Annotated in this window: 23 protein-coding genes; 11 read left to right on the forward strand and 12 right to left on the reverse strand. The window is 51.3% G+C overall.

Going from position 1 to position 24,160, the window contains the following annotated elements; all coding sequences use genetic code 11:
- Positions 1 to 4 precede the first annotated feature (4 nt).
- On the forward strand, positions 5 to 799 hold the full coding sequence (locus tag ABYA77_RS00605; protein WP_372963987.1) for an ABC transporter ATP-binding protein: 795 nt from the start codon (positions 5 to 7) through the stop codon (positions 797 to 799).
- 48 nt (positions 800 to 847) lie between these two features.
- Here ABYA77_RS00605 and ABYA77_RS00610 read toward each other — a convergent pair whose 3' ends face one another.
- Complete coding sequence (locus ABYA77_RS00610; protein ID WP_372963988.1) at positions 848 to 1,663, reverse strand: DUF6160 family protein; 816 nt, start codon at positions 1,661 to 1,663, stop codon at positions 848 to 850.
- 368 nt (positions 1,664 to 2,031) lie between these two features.
- Between ABYA77_RS00610 and ABYA77_RS00615 the strand changes: the two genes are divergently transcribed.
- Both ABYA77_RS00615 and ABYA77_RS00620 read left to right on the forward strand, forming a co-directional pair.
- Entirely contained in the window at positions 2,032 to 4,170 is a 2,139-nt protein-coding gene (locus ABYA77_RS00615; protein WP_372963989.1) for an adenosylcobalamin-dependent ribonucleoside-diphosphate reductase, read from the forward strand.
- Positions 4,171 to 4,200: 30 nt separating this feature from the next.
- On the forward strand, positions 4,201 to 4,899 hold the full coding sequence (locus tag ABYA77_RS00620; protein WP_372963990.1) for an NrdJb: 699 nt from the start codon (positions 4,201 to 4,203) through the stop codon (positions 4,897 to 4,899).
- 136 nt (positions 4,900 to 5,035) lie between these two features.
- On the opposite strand, the gene ABYA77_RS00625 is transcribed toward ABYA77_RS00620, so the two are convergent.
- Positions 5,036 to 5,197, reverse strand: a complete 162-nt coding sequence (locus ABYA77_RS00625) for a CCGSCS motif protein (protein WP_372963991.1) — start codon at positions 5,195 to 5,197, stop codon at positions 5,036 to 5,038.
- A 191-nt stretch (positions 5,198 to 5,388) separates the two neighbouring features.
- On the opposite strand from ABYA77_RS00625, the gene ABYA77_RS00630 reads away from it, so the two are divergent.
- The 3 genes from ABYA77_RS00630 to ABYA77_RS00640 are packed head-to-tail and all read left to right on the forward strand — an operon-like array spanning position 5,389 to position 7,424.
- Positions 5,389 to 5,874, forward strand: coding sequence for a GNAT family N-acetyltransferase (locus ABYA77_RS00630; protein ID WP_372963992.1), 486 nt, complete (start codon positions 5,389 to 5,391; stop codon positions 5,872 to 5,874).
- 1 nt (position 5,875) lies between these two features.
- Complete coding sequence (locus ABYA77_RS00635; protein WP_372963993.1) at positions 5,876 to 6,421, forward strand: methylated-DNA--[protein]-cysteine S-methyltransferase; 546 nt, start codon at positions 5,876 to 5,878, stop codon at positions 6,419 to 6,421.
- A complete protein-coding gene (locus ABYA77_RS00640; RefSeq protein WP_372963994.1) occupies positions 6,405 to 7,424 on the forward strand; it encodes a class I fructose-bisphosphate aldolase in 1,020 nt (339 codons plus the stop codon). Before ABYA77_RS00635 ends, ABYA77_RS00640 begins: the two co-directional genes overlap by 17 nt.
- A gap of 1 nt (position 7,425) precedes the next feature.
- On the opposite strand, the gene ABYA77_RS00645 is transcribed toward ABYA77_RS00640, so the two are convergent.
- The 7 genes from ABYA77_RS00645 to ABYA77_RS00675 form a co-directional block, all read right to left on the reverse strand.
- Positions 7,426 to 8,439: a tRNA dihydrouridine synthase gene (locus ABYA77_RS00645; RefSeq protein ID WP_372963995.1), complete on the reverse strand. Its 1,014-nt coding sequence runs from the start codon at positions 8,437 to 8,439 to the stop codon at positions 7,426 to 7,428.
- A 131-nt stretch (positions 8,440 to 8,570) separates the two neighbouring features.
- Entirely contained in the window at positions 8,571 to 10,742 is a 2,172-nt protein-coding gene (gene katG, locus ABYA77_RS00650; protein ID WP_372963996.1) for a catalase/peroxidase HPI, read from the reverse strand.
- Between the two features lie 244 nt (positions 10,743 to 10,986).
- The gene (locus ABYA77_RS00655; RefSeq protein ID WP_372963997.1) at positions 10,987 to 11,205 is read right to left on the reverse strand and encodes a DUF2835 domain-containing protein; all 219 of its coding nucleotides are present in this window, start codon (positions 11,203 to 11,205) and stop codon (positions 10,987 to 10,989) included.
- Positions 11,206 to 11,217: 12 nt separating this feature from the next.
- Positions 11,218 to 13,110 carry a molecular chaperone HtpG gene (gene htpG / locus ABYA77_RS00660; protein ID WP_372963998.1) on the reverse strand — a complete coding sequence of 631 codons (1,893 nt, stop codon included), beginning with the start codon at positions 13,108 to 13,110 and terminating at the stop codon, positions 11,218 to 11,220.
- A gap of 97 nt (positions 13,111 to 13,207) precedes the next feature.
- Positions 13,208 to 13,642, reverse strand: a complete 435-nt coding sequence (locus ABYA77_RS00665) for a PaaI family thioesterase (RefSeq protein ID WP_372963999.1) — start codon at positions 13,640 to 13,642, stop codon at positions 13,208 to 13,210.
- Positions 13,639 to 14,109, reverse strand: coding sequence for a PaaI family thioesterase (locus tag ABYA77_RS00670; RefSeq protein WP_372964000.1), 471 nt, complete (start codon positions 14,107 to 14,109; stop codon positions 13,639 to 13,641). Before ABYA77_RS00670 ends, ABYA77_RS00665 begins: the two co-directional genes overlap by 4 nt.
- A gap of 18 nt (positions 14,110 to 14,127) precedes the next feature.
- Complete coding sequence (locus ABYA77_RS00675) at positions 14,128 to 14,868, reverse strand: DUF599 domain-containing protein (RefSeq protein WP_372964001.1); 741 nt, start codon at positions 14,866 to 14,868, stop codon at positions 14,128 to 14,130.
- Between the two features lie 235 nt (positions 14,869 to 15,103).
- Here ABYA77_RS00675 and ABYA77_RS00680 point away from each other — a divergent pair, with 235 nt between their 5' ends.
- The 4 genes from ABYA77_RS00680 (at position 15,104) to ABYA77_RS00695 (ending at position 19,188) form a co-directional block, all read left to right on the forward strand.
- Positions 15,104 to 16,339 carry a M48 family metalloprotease gene (locus ABYA77_RS00680; RefSeq protein ID WP_372964123.1) on the forward strand — a complete coding sequence of 412 codons (1,236 nt, stop codon included), beginning with the start codon at positions 15,104 to 15,106 and terminating at the stop codon, positions 16,337 to 16,339.
- A 164-nt stretch (positions 16,340 to 16,503) separates the two neighbouring features.
- Complete coding sequence (locus tag ABYA77_RS00685) at positions 16,504 to 17,049, forward strand: hypothetical protein (RefSeq protein WP_372964002.1); 546 nt, start codon at positions 16,504 to 16,506, stop codon at positions 17,047 to 17,049.
- Complete coding sequence (locus ABYA77_RS00690) at positions 17,049 to 18,236, forward strand: iron-containing alcohol dehydrogenase (RefSeq protein WP_372964003.1); 1,188 nt, start codon at positions 17,049 to 17,051, stop codon at positions 18,234 to 18,236. The genes ABYA77_RS00685 and ABYA77_RS00690 overlap by 1 nt, the downstream gene beginning before the upstream one ends.
- Positions 18,237 to 18,405: 169 nt before the next feature.
- The gene (locus tag ABYA77_RS00695) at positions 18,406 to 19,188 is read left to right on the forward strand and encodes a substrate-binding periplasmic protein (protein ID WP_372964004.1); all 783 of its coding nucleotides are present in this window, start codon (positions 18,406 to 18,408) and stop codon (positions 19,186 to 19,188) included.
- A 21-nt stretch (positions 19,189 to 19,209) separates the two neighbouring features.
- On the opposite strand, the gene ABYA77_RS00700 is transcribed toward ABYA77_RS00695, so the two are convergent.
- Complete coding sequence (locus ABYA77_RS00700; protein WP_372964005.1) at positions 19,210 to 21,696, reverse strand: ABC transporter permease; 2,487 nt, start codon at positions 21,694 to 21,696, stop codon at positions 19,210 to 19,212.
- Positions 21,696 to 22,415 carry an ABC transporter ATP-binding protein gene (locus ABYA77_RS00705; protein WP_372964124.1) on the reverse strand — a complete coding sequence of 240 codons (720 nt, stop codon included), beginning with the start codon at positions 22,413 to 22,415 and terminating at the stop codon, positions 21,696 to 21,698. The genes ABYA77_RS00700 and ABYA77_RS00705 overlap by 1 nt, the downstream gene beginning before the upstream one ends.
- Before the next feature lie 67 nt (positions 22,416 to 22,482).
- Here ABYA77_RS00705 and ABYA77_RS00710 point away from each other — a divergent pair, with 67 nt between their 5' ends.
- A complete protein-coding gene (locus tag ABYA77_RS00710) occupies positions 22,483 to 23,109 on the forward strand; it encodes an arylesterase (RefSeq protein ID WP_372964006.1) in 627 nt (208 codons plus the stop codon).
- A gap of 39 nt (positions 23,110 to 23,148) precedes the next feature.
- On the opposite strand, the gene ABYA77_RS00715 is transcribed toward ABYA77_RS00710, so the two are convergent.
- Positions 23,149 to 24,018, reverse strand: coding sequence for a YheT family hydrolase (locus tag ABYA77_RS00715; protein WP_372964007.1), 870 nt, complete (start codon positions 24,016 to 24,018; stop codon positions 23,149 to 23,151).
- Between the last annotated feature and the right edge of the window lie 142 nt (positions 24,019 to 24,160).

A 24,160-nucleotide genomic window follows, 5' to 3' on the forward strand; every position in this document is an offset into this window, starting at 1 on the left:
CAATATGATCAGCGCAACCGATCTGAGGCTCACCTTTGGTAAGGGAACTCCTCTGGAAAATCCAGCCTTGCGAGGCATGAGTCTGACGGTTAACCAAGGGGAATTTGTAACGGTAATCGGCAGCAATGGTGCGGGTAAATCCACTTTCCTGAACGCCCTTTCCGGCGAAGTCATGGTCGACAGCGGTAAAATTGTTGTCGACAACCTTGATGTTACCAGGCTCCCAACCCATAAGCGGGCCAGTCGTGTAGCAAGGGTATTTCAAGACCCTCTTGCGGGCACCTGCGAAGGTTTAAGCATTGAAGAAAACCTGGCTCTTGCCATCAAGCGCGGCCAACGTCGTGGTCTGACCAGTGCAGTAAAAAAACAATATTTTGAACAATTCAGGAATAGCTTGTCATCACTGAAACTGGGCCTTGAAGACCGCCTGGGTGACAAAATGGGGTTACTCTCGGGCGGCCAACGCCAGGCTGTCAGCCTCTTGATGGCAAGTTTAACGCCCTCAGCTATTCTCCTGTTAGACGAACATACTGCAGCGCTGGACCCTAAAACAGCAGCCTTCGTACTGGAGCTCACCACAAAAATCATCGAAGAGCAGAAACTCACAGCCCTGATGGTAACCCACAGCATGAAACAGGCGCTGGAAGTCGGCACCCGTACGGTTATGCTGCATCAAGGCCAGGTAGTGTTTGATATTGGAGGTCAGGAACGCGAAGGCCTTGAGGTAAAAGATCTTCTGGAACTGTTTGAGAAGCAGCGCGGACTTTCAGTAGACGACGACAGCCTCTTACTAGGCTAACGAAAAGCGGGAGCCAGCCCTGGCTCCCGCTTTTAACAGGCAGGTCTCTTAGTGACCGTATATCAGCATCGACGTATTCGTAATCGCCAGATTATCTAATGCGACGGAACCGATCGATGTACCACCCACGATAACCCCACCTATGCGAATATCTGCTTCAAACGTATGCAGATCAATCGCCAGGCTATCAACATTATTCGCGTTGGGAGCTTTATAGATATCCAGCTCCACGGGAGCAAATACCCTCAACGGTTGTGGTGCCTGAAGGTCGTAATCTGCACCAGTCATCTCAAAGTCACGGATACCCAGCGCCAAAAACGGCACATCGAAGTCCAAGTCATCAATAGCAATATCTGTCTTGAAGTTCAGTTTGTCGGTAGCGGTATCGATCCGAATGGTGCCTGAACCAACCAGTGCATCCATATTGAAGTTATCAAGAATGGTCGTGGAACCACCGCTACCCTTAAGGTTCCATGCACCGGTTGAGATTCTCAAATCAACAGCATTGAACGACAAAGGCAACAGATTGATGATGGCATCACCATCGCTTGCTATATCAATATTAACCCGGATGTTATCTAAACGGTCTGTTGCAGCCCCGCTCATGTTTACACCCATCTCTGAAAACATATCAGTTCGGTTGGCACCGCCCACAAATATGTCGTTTATCTCCAGCGACCCTTCATCCGTATAGATGAAACGGTCAATGTTCAGCTTCGTCTCAAGCTCGATTGTAACCCCCGCCTGACCGGTGATATTCCCCATCGAAGCCTCATCCAGTGGCTGGAAGCCAGCACCGGCTAACACCAGTGTCGGCGCTCCGGCAACACACAGCGCTAATAACGTAGGTTTCAGGCCTTTCATTGTTATTTTCCTTTTATATTAGTTATCACTTCCTGTGGTCCACAGCAGCATTTCGACACCACTCACTCACTTTACCGATACGTAGCAAATAGATACGTGCAATGATCACAAAACCCGCAGTTTCAAAGCTCTCAGGGTGCCGCTGAATATCTCCCAAATTGAGCAAAAGCATCCAAACCGGCCATCAGCGCAGGCCCTGCACGGAGTTACAAACTTTCAAGGCCTTTTCCATTGATTTTCTTTGCTCAGCCATCTCACTCCATAGGTTCTACCTTATTCACAAAACACTATATCCTGTTATACTCCTTCAAAATAAACCCATATATAGGGTTAAAGACCAGAACACCGTTTATAAGCAGAGGGTGGCAATGAACGCTAAGGCACAGGCAGTTATCTCAACGATTCCCATGCAGGAAGCTTCGCTCGATATCTGGGCAAGCAAATACCAGCTCAAAACCAAGACTGGTGAGCCTGTAGACAAAGATATCAACGCAACCTACGAGCGGGTTGCCAAAGCCCTGGCGGAAGTTGAAAAGAAAAATGTACGCGACAAGTACATGAAAGATTTTCTGTGGGCCTTACAGAACGGTGCCATTCCAGCAGGCCGCATCACTTCCAACGCCGGAGCTGAGGCGCACAAACCCGCTACATCGACCATTAACTGCACCGTGTCTGGCAGCATTCAGGATTCAATGAATGACATTCTGGAGAAAAACCACGAAGCAGGCCTCACCCTCAAGGCTGGCTGTGGTATCGGCTATGAGTTCTCTACCCTGCGTCCGCGTGGTGCCTACGTGGCAGGTGCAGGTGCAACGACGTCTGGTCCGTTGTCGTTCATGGATATTTTCGACCGCATGTGTTTCACTGTTTCCTCTGCCGGTGGCCGTCGCGGAGCCCAAATGGCCACCTTTGATGTTCACCACCCTGACGTCATCGAATTTATTCAAGCCAAGCGTGAAGATGGTCGCCTGCGCCAGTTCAACCTGTCACTTCTGATCACCGAAGATTTCATTGAAGCGGTTCGGAACGATGCCGACTGGCACCTGTCATTCCCCATGACACGCAAAGAAGCCGAAGAAGAAGGTCTCGACCTGAACGATGAAAGCCAGTTCCTATACCGCGATTTCCCGGTTCAGGACGGTTACGTCGTTAACGAAGAAGGCAAGGTAGCCTGCCGCATCTACCGAACCCTGAAAGCCCAGTTTATCTGGGACACCATCATGACCAGCACCTATGACTACGCCGAACCAGGTTTCATCCTGATCGACAAAGTCAATCAGATGAACAACAACTGGTTTTGTGAAGATATTCGCGCCACCAACCCTTGCGGTGAACAGCCCCTTCCCCCATATGGCAGCTGCCTGCTGGGATCGGTCAACCTGACCAAGTTTGTGGACTACCCATTCACAGATAAAGCCAGCTTCAATTATGAGAAGTACCGTAAAGTTGTAGGCACTTTTACCCGTATGCTGGATAACGTAGTAGAGATAAACGGCCTGCCACTACCCGAGCAGCGCCACGAAATCAGCTACAAGCGCCGTCACGGCATGGGTATTCTTGGCTTAGGCTCAACCCTTGCCATGCTTCGCATGCCCTACGGTTCTGATGAATCTGTAGCCTTCACGGAAGACGTCGTTCGCGAAATGGCCGTAGAAGGCTGGCGTCAATCTCTGGCACTGGCTGAAGAAAAAGGCCCGGCCCCCATCATGGATGACGAGTTCGAAGTAACGCCAAAAATGATGGCAAAATGCCCTGACCTGGCCAAAGATGGCTACAAAATCGGAGATCTTCTCAAGGGTAAACTGCTGCACGCAAAATACAGCCGATACATGCAGCAAATTGCCAGGGTTGAGCCAGAGCTGGTCAAACAACTGGCCGAGAAAGGTGGTCGATTCACTCACCATACGTCCATTGCGCCGACCGGCACCATCAGCTTGTCATTGGCGAACAACGCCAGCAACGGTATCGAGCCCAGCTTTTCTCACCACTATGCTCGTAACATCATCCGTGAAGGCCGAAAAACCAAAGAAAAGGTGGATGTATTCTCCTTCGAACTACTCGCATACCGCCATTTGGTTAATCCAGGTGCGATGCCTTTCTCCGAAGAGGAAGACAAGAAACTGCCGGGCTACTTCACCACATCCGACGATGTATCACCGAAGCAGCATGTTGATATTCAGGCCGCAGCTCAAAAATGGGTTGATTCTTCCATATCCAAAACAGCGAATGTGCCACAAGACTTCGCTTACCAGGATTTCAAAGGCATCTACCTGTACGCCTATGACAAGGGTCTGAAAGGTTGCACCACGTTCCGCTTCAACCCGGAAGCCTTCCAGGGCGTATTGGTCAAAGAGAAAGATCTTGAGAATACTTTGTACGAGTTCACTCTGGATGATGGCAGCAAAGTCACATTAAAAGGTAACGAACAGGTAGAATATGACGGCGAAATTCATACCGCTGCAAACCTGTTTGACGCTCTTAAAGAAGGCACTTACGGTAAGTATTGATTCCGGAAACCGACAGACAGGACAACACCCATGACAGTAAAAATCAGCAACAAGATTGTCGGCTACCGGGTAAAGACAGCCGACACAGACAGCAACCATGACAATCAGGCCGCAGCACAGGCAGAGAATAAGCCAGTGCAGATGAACGAATACATCGAACGGCCGGATTTTCTGCTGGGCACTACCTACAAAATCAAGCCGCCGGTGGCGGAGCATGCAATGTACATTACCATTAATGACATCCTGCTCAACGAAGGTACGGACCACGAAAGCCGGCAGCCGTATGAAGTGTTCATCAACTCCAAGTCGATGGAGCACTTCCAGTGGGTTATCGCACTGACACGGGTAATCTCTGCAGTCTTCCGTAAGGGTGGCGATCTGACCTTCCTGGTAGAAGAGTTGCGCAGTGTTTACGACCCCAATGGCGGTTACTTCAAGAAAGGTGGCGTATTCATGCCATCTTTGGTAGCCGAGATCGGCGCAGTGATCGAAAAACACCTTAAGGCCATTGGTCTGCTGGAAAGCGATGAGATGAGCGAAACCACCAAACGCATCCTCGCTGAAAAACGGGCTGAGTTTGAGGCTTCACAAAGTGCTGCCACCAACGATGATACCAGCACTGATTATCCCGCTAGTGCCACCATGTGCAGCAAGTGCAACACCAAAGCAGTGATCGTGATGGACGGATGTGCTACTTGCCTGTCTTGTGGCGACAGTAAATGTGGTTAAGATAGCCAGATACACGGGGGGCTGAAACCAGAATCTATACCGCTTGGTCTCTTTAGTCGCTTCAAACAACAAAAAACCCGGACTGACGCTCCGGGTTTTTTGTTATCTGACACCAAAAGATTTTTATATAGCTTGATTAAGAACACGAGCCACAGCAAAAATCCTCACCGTGCTTACCGTTCTCTGGAGCCTCTTCCTCGCTCACCTTCGCACTATCTTTCACCTCATAAGACTGTGCCTCAGCCGACTCGTTTTCTGCGCTTTCCTTCTTAAATATATTCATGAATGACTGTGCCATTGGATTACCTCTGCGCCTATCAATAAGATGTATAGTAAATACAGTTTATAATTCAAAATCGATCCGATCAAGCTTTAGCCTGCACAATGGAAAACTGGCATTTCTTACGGTTGTCGGTATGCTGCTATGAGTAGCTGGCGTATGGCTCGCCATACAATCCGCTTTCCAATACAGGCGCGCACTGAATCATCATGGACATAGCCAATTCTATCGTTATCCGAAAGTACCGGATTCAGGACCTGAGCCCGGTTGTTCGCGTGTTTACCGATTCCGTTCACGAATTGACAGCCGCGGCCTATGACGAAACCCAGCGTTATGCCTGGGCTTCTCGCATGCCAAACCTTGATACCTGGCAGGAGCGGCTGGCCTCCATGGAAACGCTCGTTGCCGAGGACGGCACCACTCTGGCGGGATTTATCTCCTACGAGCCAAGCGGCACGATCGACCTGGTTTTCACCGCTCCCAATTTTGCCCGACAAGGTATTGCCTCGGCCCTTTATCATGAAGCTGAACAGCAACTGAAGAAAAAAGGAGTGAAAGAGCTCCATACCGAGTCCAGTGTCATAGCTCGGCCTTTCTTCGAAAAACACGGCTTCGAAGTGCTTGACGAACAACGGGTTACCATTCGGGGCGCACAGTTTCTTCGCTTTACCATGCGTAAGAAGCTGCAGGAGTAATATGGTGATGCGCTATGGCATCACAAACTGTTCTTTAGGCTTGCTGCTTGCTGGCTGGTCTGAAAATGGCTTATGCGCAGTTGAACTGGCCGACACTGAAGAGCAGCTTCTCACCCTGCTCCGCGCTCACTTCCCCCGCCATTCTTTCGAACCAGCGGGATCGGAAGACTCCGAAATGCTTAACCAAATCTCTCGATTCATTGATGATTCTGGCAATGCACCTGAATTCGCATTGGCTCCTGAAGGGACTGTTTTTCAGCAGAAAGTGTGGATAGCGCTTCAGAGCATCCCCGGAGGGAAAACCGTTAGTTATTCAGAACTCGCACAGCAGATTGGCATGCCTGAAGCCACACGAGCTGTTGCTAATGCCTGCGGGGCAAACAAATTAGCCGTCGTCATCCCCTGCCACCGAGTTATCCGGGCTGATGGAGGCCTGGGGGGCTATCGCTGGGGAAGCGTACGCAAAAAAGCCTTGCTTAGCCGCGAAGCGAAACAAGCAGAGATATTAAACACCAACCCAAGGAGGCGCCATGAGCATTCAGGATGAACTGACGACAACCATCGCAGAGCTGGTCCAGCCACATAAAGGCATACTCGCCGCTGATGAAAGCTCTCCCACCATCGCCAAGCGTTTCAAAGCGGTCGGTGTTGAATCCACAGAGGCTTCTCGCCGCGAGTATCGCAGCCTGATTTTTTCAACACCCAACCTTGGCGACCACATCAGTGGCGTTATTCTCTACGAAGAAACACTTGAACAGCTAAGCCTGGACGATATTCCCATACCCAAGCTTCTGGCAAAGCAGGGCATCGTTCCCGGAATAAAGGTAGACGCCGGCAAGGGGCCTCTGGTCAACTCGCCGGGGGATGAGATCACCTACGGTCTGGATGGCCTTGCAACCCGGCTGGAGCACTACAAATCGCTAGGTGCCCGTTTTGCAAAATGGCGCAGTGTCTTCCACATTTCCGACACTCTACCCTCTTTTCAGGCAACAAAATCCAATGCCGAGGTATTGGCGCGCTATGCGGCAGTCTGCCAAGCCGCGGGAATTGTCCCGATTGTTGAGCCAGAAGTGCTGATTGACGGCAATCACACCATCGAACGAGCGGCCGAAGTGAGTGAAGATGTATTGCTTGAGGTGTTTAAAGCGCTGCATCGCCACAGAGTATGTCTGGAGTGGATAGTACTGAAACCCAGCATGGTGACTCCAGGAAAAGATGCCGGTAAAGCGACCCCTGAACAGGTTGCTGAAGCCACTCTCAGAGTGTTCCGCCGAGTGGTGCCAGCGGCTGTACCTGGAATTGCGTTTTTATCAGGCGGGCAAACACCCGAGGAATCCACCGAAAATCTTAACGCACTGAACAACCAGGGCTCTCAACCCTGGGAGTTAAGCTTTTCCTATGGGCGGGCACTACAGGAGCCTGCACAAAAGGCATGGGCCGGCAAACTGGCCAATGCTGAACTCACTCAAGCTGCACTGAAAAAACGGGCCAGGCTCAATGGTCTGGCCCGCTCTGGCCGTTACACGCCGGACATGGAGGGCGAGGGCTAACTCAAGCCCTCAATCGTGAGCTGCGTTCTAAAGATAATACCGACGGTGTTGAGTTGTGGCCTTCAGAAGTCATAGCGTGATTCAGGCAAGCCAGCATAGGTTCAACGTCCCGGATTTTACGAGCATGGGGCCACAACGCTTCCGCTTCAGGAAAGCCTTGGCGCAAAAAGTTCAGCCACTGCTTGATGCGCCCAGTTACATACTTATCTTCCAGCCGGGTCTGCAAGGCTGCAGCATATTCGCGAACCAGCGCGACGGCCTCCGGCCAGCTCATGGGAGTAATTGTCTCTCCACACTGGGAGGCTTTGATTTGCGCTGCGAGATCCGGTCGGGCAATCAAGCCGCGACCGATCATCACATCGTCACAGCCAGACACTTCACGGCAGCGCCAGTAATCGGCAACGGTCCAGATTTCACCGTTGGCGATTACATGGCTGCTGACAGCTTCACGCACTTTAGCGATTTCTTCCCAATAGGCAGGCGGTTTATAGCCATCAATTTTACTACGGGCGTGAATAACAATTTCTGAAGCTCCAGCAGCTTCCAGCGCCTGCCCGCAGGCCACTCCCATGGATCGGTCATCGTAGCCCAGCCGCATTTTCGCGGTCACCGAAGTACCCGCCGGCACCGCTTTACGCACCGCCGCAGCAATCTCGTACATCAACTCCGGTTCCCGCATCAATACACAACCGCCTTTATGTTTGTTGACGGTTTTCGCCGGACAACCAAAATTAATATCCACCTGCACAGCACCGAGTTCAGCCGCTTTGGCACCGTGGCGCCCCATCATCTCGGGGTCTGACCCCAATAACTGCACGGCAACAGGAACGCCCACTTCGGTTTCAGCCCGGTTATACAATTCCGGCGCATATTTGTAGAAAATCCGGGATGGCAGCATGCCCTGGGTCACACGAATAAATTCGGTTACGCACCGGTCAATACCGCCGACTTTAGTCAGGGTTTCACGGATTGGCGCGTCGACCAGCCCTTCCATCGGGGCAAGGATGATTCGCATGAAGGCTCCAGAAGCAGATGAAATCAGAATGAGGGTGATCAAAAATCAAGCGGAGCGGATTGTAAGGAATTTAGCGGGAAGTTGGTAGCCGGACACTCCCCTACGGGAATGCCCGGCAAACATCTAACAACTTACATTTGCAGGTCGAAACGGTCAGCGTTCATAACCTTAACCCAGGCAGCAATGAAATCCTTAACAAATTTCTCCTGGTTGTCGTCCTGAGCATACACTTCGGCGTAGGAACGCAAGATAGAGTTCGAACCAAACACCAGATCTACACGGCTCGCCATCCATTTCAACTGAGCCGTCTTACGGTCGCGAATCTCATAGAGATTCTTACCTGCAGGCTTCCACGTATTGCTCATGTCGGTCAGGTTCACGAAGAAATCATTCGTCAACTGGCCATCACGATCCGTCAACACACCCAGCGCCGAACCACCATGGTTGGTACCAAGCATACGCATACCGCCAATCAACACCGTCATTTCAGGTGCTGTGAGCCCCATTAACTGGGCACGATCAAGCAACAACTCTTCTGGCTTGACCACGTAATCCTTCTTAAGCCAATTACGGAAACCATCGGCTACCGGTTCCAGTGGCTCGAAAGACTCAGCATCGGTCATCTCATCGGTAGCGTCGCCGCGCCCTTTCAGGAACGGCACAAGAACGTTGTAACCTGCTGTTTTTGCCGCCTGTTCGATACCAACGCTACCAGCCAGAACAATCACATCTGCTACGCTCGCGCCGGTATCAGCAGAAATTTGTTCGTAAACTTTCAGTACTTTGTCAAGACGAGCAGGCTCGTTACCTTCCCAGTCTTTCTGAGGAGCAAGACGAATACGCGCTCCATTGGCGCCACCGCGCATATCTGAACCGCGGTAGGTCCTCGCGCTGTCCCAGGCAGTGCTGACCATCTCGCCAATACTCAGACCACTTTCAGCAATTTTTACCTTGACCACTTCGACACAGTAGTCGGTATTACCTGCGGGCACAGGGTCTTGCCAAATCAGTACTTCAGCAGGGACTTCCGGGCCGATGTAACGTACTTTGGGCCCCAGGTCCCGATGTGTCAGCTTGAACCATGCGCGGGCAAAACAGTCCCTGAAGTATTCAGGGTCGGCCATGAATTTTTCACAAATTGCGCGGTACTTAGGGTCCATCTTCATGGCCATATCCGCATCAGTCATAATCGGATTATGGCGTACGGAAGGGTTACTGGCGTCCACCGGCTTATCCTCTTCCTTCATGTTGATGGGTTCCCATTGCCAGGCACCCGCCGGACTCTTTTTTAGCTCCCACTCATAGCCAAACAGTAACTTGAAGAAGCCCATATCAAATTTCGTGGGGTGGGTAGTCCAGGCACCTTCAATACCCGAAGTCACTGCTCGGCTGGCCTTGCCCTTCATATTAGGGTTGCTCCAACCCAAGCCCTGCTCTTCTACATCTGCGGCTTCAGGCTCAGCACCAAGCGCCCCGGCATCACCATTACCATGACACTTACCAACAGTGTGTCCTCCAGCCGTGAGAGCCGCGGTTTCTTCATCATTCATAGCCATACGGGCAAAGGTCACCCGCACTTGCTCTGCGGTCTTAAGCGGGTCAGGCTTACCGTTCACACCTTCCGGGTTTACATAGATCAACCCCATCTGCACTGCGGCGAGCGGGTTTTCCATGGTATCGGGTTTCTCTACGTCTTCGTATCGTTCATCAGAGGGTGCCAGCCATTCCTTCTCTGCCCCCCAGTATATGTCTTTCTCCGGATGCCAGATGTCTTCACGGCCAAAGGAAAATCCATAGGAAGGAAGCCCCATAGACTCATAAGCCACTGTTCCCGCTAAAATAATTAAATCAGCCCAGCTGATCTTGTTGCCATACTTTTTCTTGATTGGCCACAGCAAGCGTCGGGCTTTATCCAGACTGACGTTGTCCGGCCAGGAATTAATCGGCGCAAAACGCTGATTTCCCGTACCCGCGCCACCACGCCCGTCAGCAATACGGTAAGTGCCCGCCGAATGCCAGGCCATGCGGATCATTAAACCACCATAGTGCCCCCAATCTGCCGGCCACCAGTCCTGACTGTCTGTCATCAGGTCATGAAGGTCTTTTTTGATCCCATCAAAATCGAGAGTTTTGACTTCTTTACGGTAGTCAAAATTATCACCAAGTGGATTGGTCTTGCGGTCATGCTGGTGCAAAATATCCAGGTTAAGACCTTCAGGCCACCAGTTCATAACATTACGACTTTCAATAGAATTGGCGCCGTGCATCACGGGACATTGGCCGCCAGATTTGTGCTGAGACATCGTTTTCTCCTTTTCTGCATTATTTGCAGAGACCGGCTCTTTATAAGAGTCCCTATAACTATAGAGCACCCAGTTTTTGCTGCTTAAAACTTTACTACTGCCGAAATAGAGAAGGCCTATGAGCCTCTCGTTTTCTCTGAGACAGCATCAGGCTACTCTCACGACAAAAAGAGAAACAATTAATTAACTATACAGTTATGAGAGTTTTAGTTAATCGATTGAGGCAACATTGGGAGGGAAATAATCAGAGTCTTTCAATGGAAGAAAACTTACCGGAATCATCGAACAGAATACGGAAACTACCCCGTACACCGTCCCTAAGGTAAAACCTGGAGAGAATACGCGCCGGGAAGCGGACTGAACGCCCGTCCCGGCTGGTTGTATGTACATCAGTCGCTACGCCCTGATAAAGCTTGATCCACTCATCAGGGCTGATAGCGACATCCACGATTATTTGCTGCATTCTTTCGCCGGCTTAGTTCGCCAGCTCCAGCAACAACCGGTTCAAACGGCTGACATAGGCACCTGGATCTTTCAACTGCTCACCACTGGCCAAAGTAGCCTGATCAAACAGAACTGCAGATAGCTCACCAAAGCGCTCTTCGCTTTGTTCACTTTCCAGACGCTGCACCAGTGGGTGATCCACGTTGATTTCGAAGATTGGCTTACTGTCCGGCACTTGCTGGCCAGCCGCTTCCATAATCTTCTTCATCTGTGCCCCCATATCGAACTGCCCTGTCACCAGGCAAGCAGGCGAATCAGTCAGACGGTTAGTCACACGAACTTCCTGCACCTGGTCATCAAGTACTTTCTTGATTCGATCGGTCAGGTCTTTATGCTCTTTGGCCGCTTCTTCCTGATGCTTTTTATCTTCCTCAGTTTCCACTTCGCCGAGATCAAGATCACCCCGAGCAACATCCTGGAACTGCTTACCGTCGTATTCGTTGAGGTACCCCATCATCCACTCGTCGATGCGATCAGACAGGATCAGAACCTCGATACCTTTCTTACGGAACACTTCCAGATGCGGACTGCTCTTAGCGGCCATAAAGTTGTCAGCTGTGATGTAGTAGATCTTGTTCTGACCTTCTTTCATACGGCTGATGTAGTCATCCAGCGATACATTCTGGGTAGATTCGCCGGTATGAGTTGATGCGAAGCGTAGTAACGCAGCAATCTTCTCACGGTTACTGAAGTCTTCCGCAGGGCCTTCTTTCAATACTGCACCGAACTCGTCCCAGAAGACCTGATAATCGCCGGCATCCTTCTTGGCCATCTTAGACAGCATATCCAGCACACGCTTGGTCAATGCCGTACGGATGCTCTCTACAGTGCTGTCATTCTGAAGGATTTCACGGGAAACGTTCAGCGACAGGTCGTTGGAATCGATAACTCCTTTCGTGAAACGCAGGTACAGCGGCAGGAACTGCTCAGCATCGTCCATAATGAACACACGCTGCACGTACAATTTCAGGCCGCGTGGCGCCTCACGATTGTACAGATCAAACGGGGCACGTTTAGGAATGTACAACAGGCTGGTGTAATCCAGCTTACCTTCCACTTTGTTATGAGACCAGGTGAGCGGGTCTTCAAAGTCATGGCCGATGTGCTTGTAGAACTCTTTGTACTCTTCATCTTTGATTTCAGTACGTGGCAGCGTCCACAGGGCAGTCGCATCGTTGATGGTTTCGTACTCTTCCTTCTTGTCTTCTTCTCCGCTCTCGGCCTTCATGACCACTGGGAAGGAGATGTGATCGGAATACTTTTTCACCAGGCTGCGCAGCTTCCAGCCATCGGCAAACTCCATGGCGTCAGGCTTCAGGTGCAGAACAATCTGGGTGCCATGCTTGTCGCGGTTAACCTGCTCGATAGTGAATTCACCATCACCTTTGGAAGACCAATGCACACCTTCTTCAACAGGCGTGCCGGCACGACGAGTAAATACGTCGACTGAGTCAGCAACGATAAACGCGGAATAGAAACCAACACCAAATTGGCCAATCAATTTGCTGTCTTTCTTTTCATCGCCGGAGAGCTGCTTAAGGAATTCAGCGGTGCCGGATCGGGCAATGGTACCCAGGTTGGAGACAACGTCGTCACGGGTCATACCGATGCCGTTATCCGTCAGGGTGATCGTGCCGGCGTCTTTGTCGTAGTCCAGCCGGATTTGCAATTCGGAATCGCCTTCGAACAAAGCGTCGTCTTTCAGGGCAGCGAAGCGGAGTTTGTCTTCGGCGTCTGAGGCGTTGGAAATCAGCTCACGAAGGAAGATTTCCTTATTGGAGTACAGAGAATGGATCATCAGTTGAAGCAGTTGCTTCACTTCAGTCTGGAATCCCAGTGTCTCTTTATTAGTTTCTACCGTCATGGCTTTGTGTGTCTCCTGCTTGATTACACCAGTGCTAAAGATGATGAAACCAAAGATGGGGCTCGACCGGGGCTTTTCAACCCCGGCGAGGTCAAAATCAATCTTCGAGCAGGAAGTGAGCCCGGGCGGTAGCAATAGGCTGAGAACGGGATTTTTGCCAGGCGGTGATCATGACATTAGCGACCCGGTTTCCCTGGCGGGTCAGGTAGCATTCTGCGTAGGTTTCACGATTAAGACCGGCACGCAGGTAATCGAGCGAGAAATCAACAATCCTCGGCATCCGCAGAGCGTCTTGCGACATCATCAGGTAAATGGCCGCAGACAATTCCATGAAGCCGCCGATAACCCCACCATGGATGGCCGGCAGGATAGGGTTACCCAGGTTTTCGTCTTTCATAGGAAGACGAAAAATCAGGTCGTCACCAAAAAGTTCGCATTGCAGGCCAATCCATTTCGCGTAAGGAATACTATCGAGCATCCGGGAGAAGTCGCCCGTTTTCTGTGTATATTTCAGAATTTCCGGATCGGTCATTCTTCACCTCCGGTAATCAAATCACGGTATGTTGTCGGGCTCGCGTCTTTACCAATCCGCATGAATGTACCCACACAGTTGGCGATGGTTTCGCCACCCTCCTGATAAGCCTCACAACGGGTGAAGATAATGTTACGAGTAATTTTGTAGGCTTCTGCACGAGCATATACCGGCTTTCTCGGCGCTGCCGGGCGCATGTAATCCACTCGAAGATCGAGCGTCGGGCAAAGCTCAAATTCATCCAGCGCACAAATCATGACAGATCCGGAAGCTGTATCCATCAAGGTGGTGATCGCTCCGCCGTGAATAACCCCCGTGTCCGGGTTGCCTATAATTTTGTCACTGTAAGGCAACTCCATGATCAGATATCCGCTACCCACTTCCTTTGCGGTCAAGCCAAGCTCCCTGGCCTGGTTCAGGGTATTCACAAACCGGGTGACCCGGTTAATTCGGGTTTGATTATTCATTCAGGAAGGTCCTGCAGATCAGCTTTTCGTCTTAACATCCGTGCTCTGTCGCACCTGCAAAGATTCCTCAAAAACCTTACCGTCACGCAGTGCGTTAAGAGCATCGGAATGGAATTCCCGGCGGTACAGTACAATAACCACCAGAGTTGAAGCAGCTAAAAAAGCCAGAGGGTGAATAAAGCTGGCAACCACAGCAAGTGCGTAGTAATAGGAGCGAAGCCCCAGATTGAATGCGTCACCCGCCAAATTGCAGATGTTACCGGCATTGCGGGCAAAGGCTTCCCGGGATGCCGGGCTTGGCTTGCTGTCATCAGGCAGAGGCGCGCTGCCAATCATCACGGAGACAAAATTGTACATCCGCATCGCCCATGTGAACTTAAAGAAGGCGTAAACAAACACCAGAAGCAAAACAACCAGCCTCAGTTCCCATACTTCACGGGTAGGCACAACACTAAACGGCATGGTGGCAAAAACTTCCATGGCTTCGCTGGTATAACCCAGCGCGGTAATAATACCGGCCAGTATCAGCAAGCAGCTGGACGCAAAAAATGCGCCGTTTCGCTCAAGGTTACCAATGGCAGAGGTGTCAGAGATCCGGTTCTCACGCTTAAGCATCACCCGCATCCAGTCTTCACGATATAAGTCGAGCGTATTAGACAGGCATGAGCGAGTTTTCGCGCGATTCCGGGAGTACCAGGTATAACCAACCCAACAAACTAGAAACCAGAGCAATGCCAATAGGTCCAGGTAATGTGTCATCGGGTGTTTTTATATCCGGGCCAGTAAAATGCGGTACAAACGTCCCTATATAATACGCGAAGGCGGCTGTTCCAGCCACTTTCCCAAAACAGGCATTACGGCATGCGGTTGTGACTGTGCTATAAAATGGCGACTCTATTTTTACCTATGCCGGTCCAGACAGATCAAACACTGTCCTATCAAGGAGTACAAAGTGAAACCAGGAAAACTTCCCGCCCTGCTTATTGCTCTGGCGATGGTGGTGGCACTAAACGGCTGTGCGGTGAACCCTGTTACCGGCGAACGACAGTTGTCGTTGATTCCGGAAAGCCAGGAACTGACGCTCGGTGCAGAACAGTACACTCCAACCCAACAAACACAGGGTGGCCAGTTCTACCTCGATCCTGAACTTACAGTGTACGTACGGGAAGTTGGCATGAAAATGGCCAATGTAAGTGACCGCCCCGACCTGCCCTATGAATTCGTCGTATTGAACAGCAGTGTTCCCAATGCCTGGGCATTGCCAGGAGGCAAAATTGCCATCAACCGTGGCTTGCTGGTGAAACTGGACGATGAAGCCCAGCTTGCTTCAGTACTTGGCCATGAGATCGTTCATGCGGCAGCCCGGCACAGTGTTCAACGCATGCAGCAAGGTATGCTGATCAGCGCAGGCATGGCCGGCATAGGTATGGCAATGTCAGACAACGAATGGGCCGGCTTGATTATGGGGGGAGCAGCTGTCGGTGCACAACTAGCCCTTGCTCAATACAGTCAGGGCGACGAACTGGAGTCAGATGCTTACGGCATCAAGTATATGAAAGCTGCCGGATACGATCCCCAGGCTGCCGTGGAGCTTCAGGAGCTGTTTCTGTCATTATCCGAAGGCAATGAATCCAACTGGCTGAACGGGTTGTTTGCCAGTCACCCTCCGTCCGCCACCCGGGTTCAGGCGAATCAGGAACTTGTCCAGAAAATCGGTGGGGGTGGCTATCGGGGCATAGAGATTTACGAGCGAAGAATCGCCAAGATCAAAGCACTTCAACCTGCTTATGACGCCCACGACAAAGCCATAGAACTGGCCTCAGAAGGTGACTTCTCCGGCGCTTTGGCGTCGATAAACACCGCTATTAAAGCTGAGCCCCGCGAGGCCATGTTCTATGCGCTCCGCGGCCGGATTTACCAAAACCAGAATGAACCCGGGAAAGCACAGATCGATTTTGACAAAGCAGTATCACTGTATCCGGAAATGTTTCAATACCAACTTTATAACGGTCTCAACGAACTGGCCCTGAACAATCTGAATAAAGCCAAAGACCACTTAGAACGTGCCAATGAAGTGGTCCCGACATCGATCTCTTACCTGCGTCTCGGCGATATTGCCAAAGAACAAGGTCGTAGGGATGACGCCATTAGCTATTATTCAGCCGTTGCCGAAGCCGGGGGTGATATCGGAGAGGAAGCCAAACGTAAACTGGCGGCTATGACAAACTAAAAACACATCTGAATTTATTTTAAAAACCGGAGGTTAGCAGCTTCCGGTTTTTTTATGACCAGCGACATTGCCCCTCTGACGCACATTCAGCGTCAATGATTACATTGACTTCTAGAGCAATAACTCTAAAAATCAGTTAAACCAATAACAACCGGATAACAAACATGCTGGCAAAACGACTGCAACCGATGGTATTTCAGGCAAGACGGGCCTACGTGGAGCTGATGTTTCAGGTAATGGGTCGCGCACTGCAAGCCATCAGCGAGGTGGATGACAGTACTCGCAACGAGATCAGACCCTTACCTCCAGGTTTTCTTTTTGCAATGCAGGTCATGCCCAATGGCCCAAAACTGATTATGGAGCACACTGGCGACGGCCGCCTTCACTACCATGGTGAGAACGCCCCCGGCCCTGTTGATTTGTCCATCCAGTTTAAACATATGGCCCATGCATTTCTGGTGCTTTCCTTTCAGGAAAAGACCTCCACAGCGTTTGCCTATGACCGAATGCTGGTTGACGGAGACATCAGCCTCGCTGTGCGCATTACACGAGTACTGAACCGGCTGGAAACATTCATCCTGCCCAAGCTCCTTGCTGAAAGAGCGGTAAAAGAATATCCAGAGACCCTTAATCTCCCGGATAAACTCCTGAATGCCGCACGCATTTACCTGAAAGTTGTTACCAATTTTGTCGAGACAGTGAGAGCATAATGACCAACAAATACTACGAGTTCTTCTGCCCGGTAAAAGTCGTTGCCGGCAAAGCTGCCCTGGAACATATTCCCTTTGAGCTGATGAGCCTGGCGGCCAAACGCCCAATGATCATTACTGATAAAGGTGTCCGCGCAGCAGGCCTGCTGGACCCTGTTATTGCCGCCTGTGAAGAAAGTGGCCTGGAAATCATTGCCATTTATGACGACGTTCCGCCAGATTCATCAACCACGGTTGTTGGCGCCATTGCCAAGGTCTACCGCAAAGAAAAATGCGATTCCATCATCGCTGTCGGCGGAGGCTCCGCCATCGATACAGGAAAAGCCGTAAACATCCTGGTTTCTGAAGGCGGCGATGACATCGCTAAATACAGCGGCGCGGGAATTCTGAAGCATCCACTGAAACCCTTTTTCGTGGTTCCAACCACAGCCGGCACAGGCTCTGAGGTAACATCTGTAGCAGTCATTTCCGACGAGAAAAAAGGCGTCAAACTGCCTTACGCCTCTCCTTTCCTGCTTCCAAATGCGGCCATTATTGACCCAAGAATGACCCTCACTCTGCCTCCGCATATTACCGCAGCCACCGCCATGGACGCTCTTACTCACGCGACAGAGTCTTTTACCTGTATTGCAAAGAACCCACTGAGCGACGCCTACGCTTCGGCCGCTGTCAAAAAAATAAGCCAATCCTTGCTCAAGGTTATGGACAACCCAAAAGACGAAGGCGGTCGGCTGGAACTGGCTCAGGCTTCCACTATGGCTGGCATCGCGTTCTCCAATTCTATGGTCGGCCTGGTGCACTCTCTGGGGCATGCCACAGGCGCCACCTGCCACCTCCCTCACGGCCTCTGTATGAGCCTGTTTCTTCCCTATGTTCTGGAGTACAACCTGGAAGAAATTCGTGCCCCGCTAGGAGAACTGCTGTTGCATCTGGAAGGGCCTGAAGTATATTCCGCCACACCCGCGAACCGCAGGGCTGAAGCCACCATCTCAGCTATCCGCAAACTGCGTGATCAGCTCTATAAACGTTGTGAATTGCCGAGAACGCTGAAAGAAACCGGAAAAGTACTGGAAAGCCAACTGGAGTCCATCGCAACGATGGCACTGGATGACGGATCTATTATGTTCAACCCCAAAGAAGTCCTTTTTGATGACGCAATGGCAGTATTGCAAAGGGCCTGGGCGTAGTAACCCAACAGGTATGTATGGGCTGCTTATTATCCAGGCAGCCCATCACCATATCCCAATCTTTAAAATCACATCATAAAAAGGTAGTATCCGAAATATATTATGGCAGGGCATTGGTCGTAGCCCCTCGGGTCAAATTCTCAGGCCTGACCAACCCGGGACTCTTGTAATGAATATTTCGTGCCTTCGCCTTATGAAGAAGCGCCTTACAAGCCTGTTTGCCGTCTCATTGATTGCCCTTATATCGGCGGGCACCGGTAACGCCGCCGATAGCTACCCGCCAAAATTTCGCTTCAACATATCTCCCAACGGCTATCCACCTTACCTGATTGTTGACGACACTCAGCCAGCCGGAATCATGTGGGAAGTCGTGAATACCATCGCCCCCCGTCTTGGATATGAGGTTATACCAAGAAAAATTCCCCGTAAGCGCGTAGACGGGATGCTTGCAGAGCACTATATCGACGGCACTCCAAGAGCCATTGAGTGGACCGAAAATCCTGATGATTTTTTGTTCACAGACTCCATTGTGAACGTCGAGGAAGTGATTTTCTTTCAAAAACACTCAGAACTTGATTTCTACCACCCTACAGATTTGTTTGGCAAAACCGTGATCGCCCATCTGGGTTACAGATACCCTGTTCTCGCCCCCTACTTCGCGGACAACAAGATTATGCGTTTCGACGTATCAAGCGATGTAGATCTATTCCGCTTTTTATTACTGGGTGAACGGTTCGATGCTGCTGTGGCCGATAAACTGGTTGGCCACTGGGTCATGCGAAATGAAGGGATTGGCGGGCAGTTTCGACCCTCGACCGCCAATATCAGCGAATACGGCTTCCGTATTATGCTACGTAAAGACTGGGCAGAATTTGCGCAAGCCTTTAACCAGGAACTGGACATAATGCGCGAGAATGGCGAACTGGATGCCATTCTCGCGCATTACCGTTAACCAGCGACGCTAACGCCCCGTTTATTCAAGCCGGCGCAGAAGCAACATCGGAGAAACGCTCAATACTGGCCTCAGCTGCCAACGTCCAAACAGGGCGAGCAATATGGCACTGAGCAGCGGGATCGGTAATATCACCTGCCAATGCCAACGAAATTCCCCTTCAAACATTCGCATTTGCAAGACATATACTGAAACCTCTGCCGCCAGCACCCCAAGTACTCCGGCAAAAAATCCAAGTAAGGCAAACTCCATCATAGTGCTGCGTACCAGGAGCGACTGCTGCCCACCTAGCGTGCGCAACAATGCTCCTTCCCGCTGCCTATCCCGCAAAGTTGCACTTACCACGGCGGCCATCACAACCAGTGCCGCTGCCAGGATCAATGCCAGAATTGCTTCTATCGCCTGGGTGACCTGCTTTACGATCTCTTGGATTCGCTTAATAATGTGATCGATCTCCAGCACAGAGACCGTCGGGTATCTCCGGGAGAATTCATTCAATAGCGTTTTGTCATTTTCATCAAGGTGGAAACTGGTAATCCAGGTTCCCGGCATTTCTGTAAGCCCGCTACCAGGTGGAAATGCCATGTAGAAGTTCGGCTTCATGCTATCCCACTGCACGGTTCGAATACTGGTCACGGGCTCTGTTAATTTTTCCGAACCAATGGTGAAGGTCAGCCTGTCACCAAGCTTCAAACCCAGGCGTTCTGCCAACTCCGCTTCCACGGACACCCCTTTGGTAACTCCCGGAGCAAACCACTTCCCTTCCACCAACCGATTGTCTTCGGGCAATTCAGCCATCCAGGTCAGGTTTAGTTCCCGGTTCAAGGCGTTGATCCGTTCATCCTTGCTCACCGCTTCTTTAACCGGCAGGTCATTCAGCTCAGTCAGCCGGCCACGGACCATTGGATACAACATGTCGAGAGACGCATCCCGCTCTGCCCAAAAAGCCTCGACCTCATCGACCGAGTCTGGAGCAATATTGATAAGGAAGTGATTAGGCGCATCATCTGGCAACTGTGCCTGCCAATCGTCCAGCAAAGCGGACCGAACCAGAACCAGAGTTGCCGCCAGCATCAATGTCATCGCAAACACCGCCATTTGCGCCATACTGGCCTGACGGTGACGATACAGCCCCACCAAGGCCAAACGCCAGGCATTGCCTCCGCCACGCACCTTGCGCAGCACAGATACCATCAGCCATCCCGTCAAGGCCAGCACGGCCAGCAAAAGTGCCAGACCACCAAGCAACGACACGACCAGAGTCAATTCGCCAGCATAGAACCAGACCAAGCAAAATATCGCAGCAATGGCAACCAGCATGTCAGGGATGGCTTCCCGGCTGGTTTCACCTGGCTGAGCACGCAAAACTCTCATAGCGGGCACGCTGCGCAAGCGTCGGATGGGAGGATAAGCAAACGCAAAAAGCGAAACCAGCGCGGTCAATAATGCAGGCGTAAGTGCAGCAGGGTCCAGGTAAACATCGACAGGGCGCTCCAGAACATTGCTCAGCATTCGCACCAACAACCAGAACAAAGGCAGTGCGACCGCCAGTCCTCCGAGAACACCTGCGACACCCCACAGCGCCAAACGGCGCAGATAGAGCCTGCCAATACCTTGGCCAGTCAGACCTAGCGTTTTCAAAAGCGCCACCGTATCACGTTGAGACAACGCATACTGGCGACTGGCCACGGCTACAGCCACAGCAGCCAATAAAACAGCGAGACTGCCACCAAGTAACAGGAATCGCTCCGCCCGCTCCAGCGAACGGGAAAAGGTTTCACCATCGCGGACACCTTCCCATTCATGACTGGCTTCGAGCTGGGGCTCCAGCCAATGGTAGTAGTCTTCAAGCGCCTTATCCGAGCCCGCAAACAGATAAACAAATTCCACTCGACTGCCTTCCTGCAGCACGCCGGTGGCCGCAACATCGTTAACATGCATCATGACGCGAGGTGCCAGAGAGGATAGTCTAAAGCCACCATCCGGCTCCCGTATCAACAGATTGGCGATGGTCAGTTTCAGGCTACCCACTTCCAGAGTATCGCCGATATCAAGCTCCAGAAGCCGGAGTAATCGGGGATTAATCCATATTTCTCCCGGGCCTGGGCCAGCACTGACGACCATTCGAGGCGCATCGGCAGAAGATTGGATTTCAATATCCCCCCGCAACGGATATTCATCGCTGACAGCCTTCACAGAAACCAACTGAAAGCCGCTTTCTCCGAATACCATGGTGGAAAACTCAATCATCTGGCCAGTTTCCAGACCCCGACGACGAGCTTCTTCTATCCACGCATCGGGTACCGGCCGGCCATTCTCTGCCTCAAGCTGACGATCCGCTGCCAGAAAGGAGCTGGCAGATGACACAAGAGTACGCTGTAACTGGCTGGCAAACAGGGCGATTGTTGCCACGGTAGCGACAGCAATAATCAATGCAACCAGGACAACTCGAACATCCCGTTCCCGCCAATCGCGGCTTACGGACATCAATTTCTTTGCAGCAGCCATCAGTCCGTCTTCTCCCAAGCGGTATCCGGCTCTGTTAAAACACCAGCTTCGATATGCAGCAAACGCCCGCAACGAGCGGCCAGACTTTCGTCGTGAGTTACCATCACAAGCGTAGTCCCCTGCTCTCGGTTCAGATCCATCAGCAAATCCGATACGGATTGACCAGTACGGTTATCAAGATTGCCGGTAGGTTCATCAGCAAACAGGATAACGGGGTCAGACGCAAAGGCTCGGGCAATGGCAACACGTTGCTGCTCACCTCCGGACAGTTGGCGGGGGGTATGGCTCAGTCGTTCTCCCAGACCGACCCGCTCAAGAAGATCTCGGGCACGCTTTTCGGGCGATCCTATTCCCGCCAGCTCAAGCGGAAGCATCACGTTTTCCAGTGCGCTCAGAGCGGGAAGTAATTGAAACGACTGGAACACAAAACCGACACGCCGGGCGCGTAGTTTTGCTCTTTCGTCCTCACTGAGGCTACTTATTTCAGAACCATCCAGCTCAACGGTCCCCTCGCTTGGAGTATCCAATCCCGCTAACAATCCCAGCAGGGTAGTCTTTCCTGAGCCGGACCGACCCACGATAGCTACGGATTCTCCCCGATTGATTTCCAGGTTAACCCCCTGCAAGATCGTCAATGTATCAGTTTCCAGGCGGACTTTATGAGTCAGTCCGGTGACTCGCAGCATAGGGCTGTTATCGACTCTTCTGAGATCCGTCATCTGGTTCACGGTTGCTCCGTTCTCTGGTATTTCGGTTATTTACAATTTAAGGGTACACGAATCTATTATGCATACGGCATTTGCGTACATTCGATCTTTCCTGGCCATTACCTTCTTCCTGATTTCATGGCCGGCACTAGCAAACCAGCACACTCTGATGGTGGTTGGCGACAGCCTTAGCGCAGCCTATGGCGTGCCATCTGAAACAGCTTGGGTGCAACTGCTTCGCGACCGACTCGAAGCACATGGCCTGCCGTGGCAGGTGGTTAACGCCAGCATCAGTGGTGAAACAACAGATGGTGGTTTACGCCGGTTGCCGAGGTTGCTTGAGCAGAACGAGCCGGATGTTGTTGTGATCGAGCTTGGCGGCAACGATGGTCTTCGAGGGTTTCCACCCAATGTGATTGAGGCTAATCTGGCCAAAATGATCGAGCTGGTTATGGGTACTGGTGCAACTCCGGTTTTGATTGGCATTCAGATTCCACCGAATTACGGTCAGCGCTATACGCGGATGTTTTCGGATATCTTCCCGACATTATCTGACCGGTATGATGTGGGGTTGGTTCCCTTTTTTCTTGAAGGGATTTTTGATCAAAATGGAATGATGCAAGGGGATGGAATTCATCCTACGGAGGAAGCGCAGCCATTGTTGCTGGACAACGTCTGGCCTCGGCTGGAACCTCTTGTACGTTAGATGTCTGAGCACGTTAAGGGTGAACTTCATATCATTGATTTAAATAGTATTTCTTACAAAATCCAGAACCCTTCTTTCTGACCAGTAGTAACCATCCCTTGCGTGCTCGACAAACCCGACATGACCACCCCACTTAGGAACCTCGATCTTCACGTATGAACCCAACACCTTTCTTGATTCCGGGAAACAACCCGCAGACAAGAATGGATCGTCTGCTGCATTGACCATTAAGGCCGGTACGCGGATGTCTTTTAACCGGTGCAGAGCCGAGCAACTGGCCCAATAGTCAGTAGCGTCTTTAAAACCGTGTAACGGTGCCGTGTACCGATCATCGAATTCATGAAAGTTGCGGATATTTTTAAAACCAGTGATGTCAATCCGATCTGGAAAACGCTGGGATTTTTCCTCCATTTTTCCGTGCAGGTCATTCAGAAATCTCTGCATATAAATCCGGCGACTGGGCAAGGCCAGCATGTCAGCGCAGCCAGCAAGGTCTATGGGAACGGAGTAAGTCACAGCGCCGCTGATTCGGCTATCAACCTGCTCACCTTGTTGTCCCAGGTACAGAAGCGTGAGGTTACCGCCCATACTGAAACCAGACAAAAATACATTTCGATAGCGCTCACTCAGGGTCCGAGTAACAACGGCATGGAGGTCTTCTGTGGCTCCGCTGTGGTAAAACCTTGGCTGTAGGTTCATTACGCCGCCGCAGGAACGGAAATTCCAGGCAAGTACGTCCCAGCCCTGCCCCATAAGGGCTTTTGCCAGGCCAAGAACGTAGGGTCTGCGGCTGTGACCTTCTAATCCATGAGAAATAACAGCCACACGATCACTGCCCTGGCGGTACCAGTCCAGATGCAGCTCATCATCGTCCTCAGTCGCGAGCACTTCAGTTTGAGGTGCAGGCATGTCGACTGTCCGGAACAAAGTGGGCCATATAGACTGTATATGTCCATTACGTAACCAGACCGGAGGACGGTAAGGATACTTAATAGGCCTGTGTAAATTTTGACCTTTTATTTCATGGGGTTGACGAACCAAATCAAAGTCC

Source organism: Marinobacter sp., from assembly GCF_041595835.1.
GTDB lineage: Bacteria > Pseudomonadota > Gammaproteobacteria > Pseudomonadales > Oleiphilaceae > Marinobacter.

What these genes read in the sequence shown, in the direction of transcription:
- ABYA77_RS00605 (WP_372963987.1), top strand. Translation starts at nt 5, where the DNA reads ATGATCAGCGCAACCGATCTGAGGCTCACCTTTGGTAAGGGAACTCCT.
- ABYA77_RS00610 (WP_372963988.1), bottom strand. Translation starts at nt 1,663, where the DNA reads ATGAAAGGCCTGAAACCTACGTTATTAGCGCTGTGTGTTGCCGGAGCG.
- ABYA77_RS00615 (WP_372963989.1), top strand. Translation starts at nt 2,032, where the DNA reads ATGAACGCTAAGGCACAGGCAGTTATCTCAACGATTCCCATGCAGGAA.
- ABYA77_RS00620 (WP_372963990.1), top strand. Translation starts at nt 4,201, where the DNA reads ATGACAGTAAAAATCAGCAACAAGATTGTCGGCTACCGGGTAAAGACA.
- ABYA77_RS00625 (WP_372963991.1), bottom strand. Translation starts at nt 5,197, where the DNA reads ATGGCACAGTCATTCATGAATATATTTAAGAAGGAAAGCGCAGAAAAC.
- ABYA77_RS00630 (WP_372963992.1), top strand. Translation starts at nt 5,389, where the DNA reads ATGGACATAGCCAATTCTATCGTTATCCGAAAGTACCGGATTCAGGAC.
- ABYA77_RS00635 (WP_372963993.1), top strand. Translation starts at nt 5,876, where the DNA reads ATGGTGATGCGCTATGGCATCACAAACTGTTCTTTAGGCTTGCTGCTT.
- ABYA77_RS00640 (WP_372963994.1), top strand. Translation starts at nt 6,405, where the DNA reads ATGAGCATTCAGGATGAACTGACGACAACCATCGCAGAGCTGGTCCAG.
- ABYA77_RS00645 (WP_372963995.1), bottom strand. Translation starts at nt 8,439, where the DNA reads ATGCGAATCATCCTTGCCCCGATGGAAGGGCTGGTCGACGCGCCAATC.
- katG (WP_372963996.1), bottom strand. Translation starts at nt 10,742, where the DNA reads ATGTCTCAGCACAAATCTGGCGGCCAATGTCCCGTGATGCACGGCGCC.
- ABYA77_RS00655 (WP_372963997.1), bottom strand. Translation starts at nt 11,205, where the DNA reads ATGCAGCAAATAATCGTGGATGTCGCTATCAGCCCTGATGAGTGGATC.
- htpG (WP_372963998.1), bottom strand. Translation starts at nt 13,110, where the DNA reads ATGACGGTAGAAACTAATAAAGAGACACTGGGATTCCAGACTGAAGTG.
- ABYA77_RS00665 (WP_372963999.1), bottom strand. Translation starts at nt 13,642, where the DNA reads ATGACCGATCCGGAAATTCTGAAATATACACAGAAAACGGGCGACTTC.
- ABYA77_RS00670 (WP_372964000.1), bottom strand. Translation starts at nt 14,109, where the DNA reads ATGAATAATCAAACCCGAATTAACCGGGTCACCCGGTTTGTGAATACC.
- ABYA77_RS00675 (WP_372964001.1), bottom strand. Translation starts at nt 14,868, where the DNA reads ATGACACATTACCTGGACCTATTGGCATTGCTCTGGTTTCTAGTTTGT.
- ABYA77_RS00680 (WP_372964123.1), top strand. Translation starts at nt 15,104, where the DNA reads ATGGTGGTGGCACTAAACGGCTGTGCGGTGAACCCTGTTACCGGCGAA.
- ABYA77_RS00685 (WP_372964002.1), top strand. Translation starts at nt 16,504, where the DNA reads ATGCTGGCAAAACGACTGCAACCGATGGTATTTCAGGCAAGACGGGCC.
- ABYA77_RS00690 (WP_372964003.1), top strand. Translation starts at nt 17,049, where the DNA reads ATGACCAACAAATACTACGAGTTCTTCTGCCCGGTAAAAGTCGTTGCC.
- ABYA77_RS00695 (WP_372964004.1), top strand. Translation starts at nt 18,406, where the DNA reads ATGAATATTTCGTGCCTTCGCCTTATGAAGAAGCGCCTTACAAGCCTG.
- ABYA77_RS00700 (WP_372964005.1), bottom strand. Translation starts at nt 21,696, where the DNA reads ATGGCTGCTGCAAAGAAATTGATGTCCGTAAGCCGCGATTGGCGGGAA.
- ABYA77_RS00705 (WP_372964124.1), bottom strand. Translation starts at nt 22,415, where the DNA reads ATGACGGATCTCAGAAGAGTCGATAACAGCCCTATGCTGCGAGTCACC.
- ABYA77_RS00710 (WP_372964006.1), top strand. Translation starts at nt 22,483, where the DNA reads ATGCATACGGCATTTGCGTACATTCGATCTTTCCTGGCCATTACCTTC.
- ABYA77_RS00715 (WP_372964007.1), bottom strand. Translation starts at nt 24,018, where the DNA reads ATGCCTGCACCTCAAACTGAAGTGCTCGCGACTGAGGACGATGATGAG.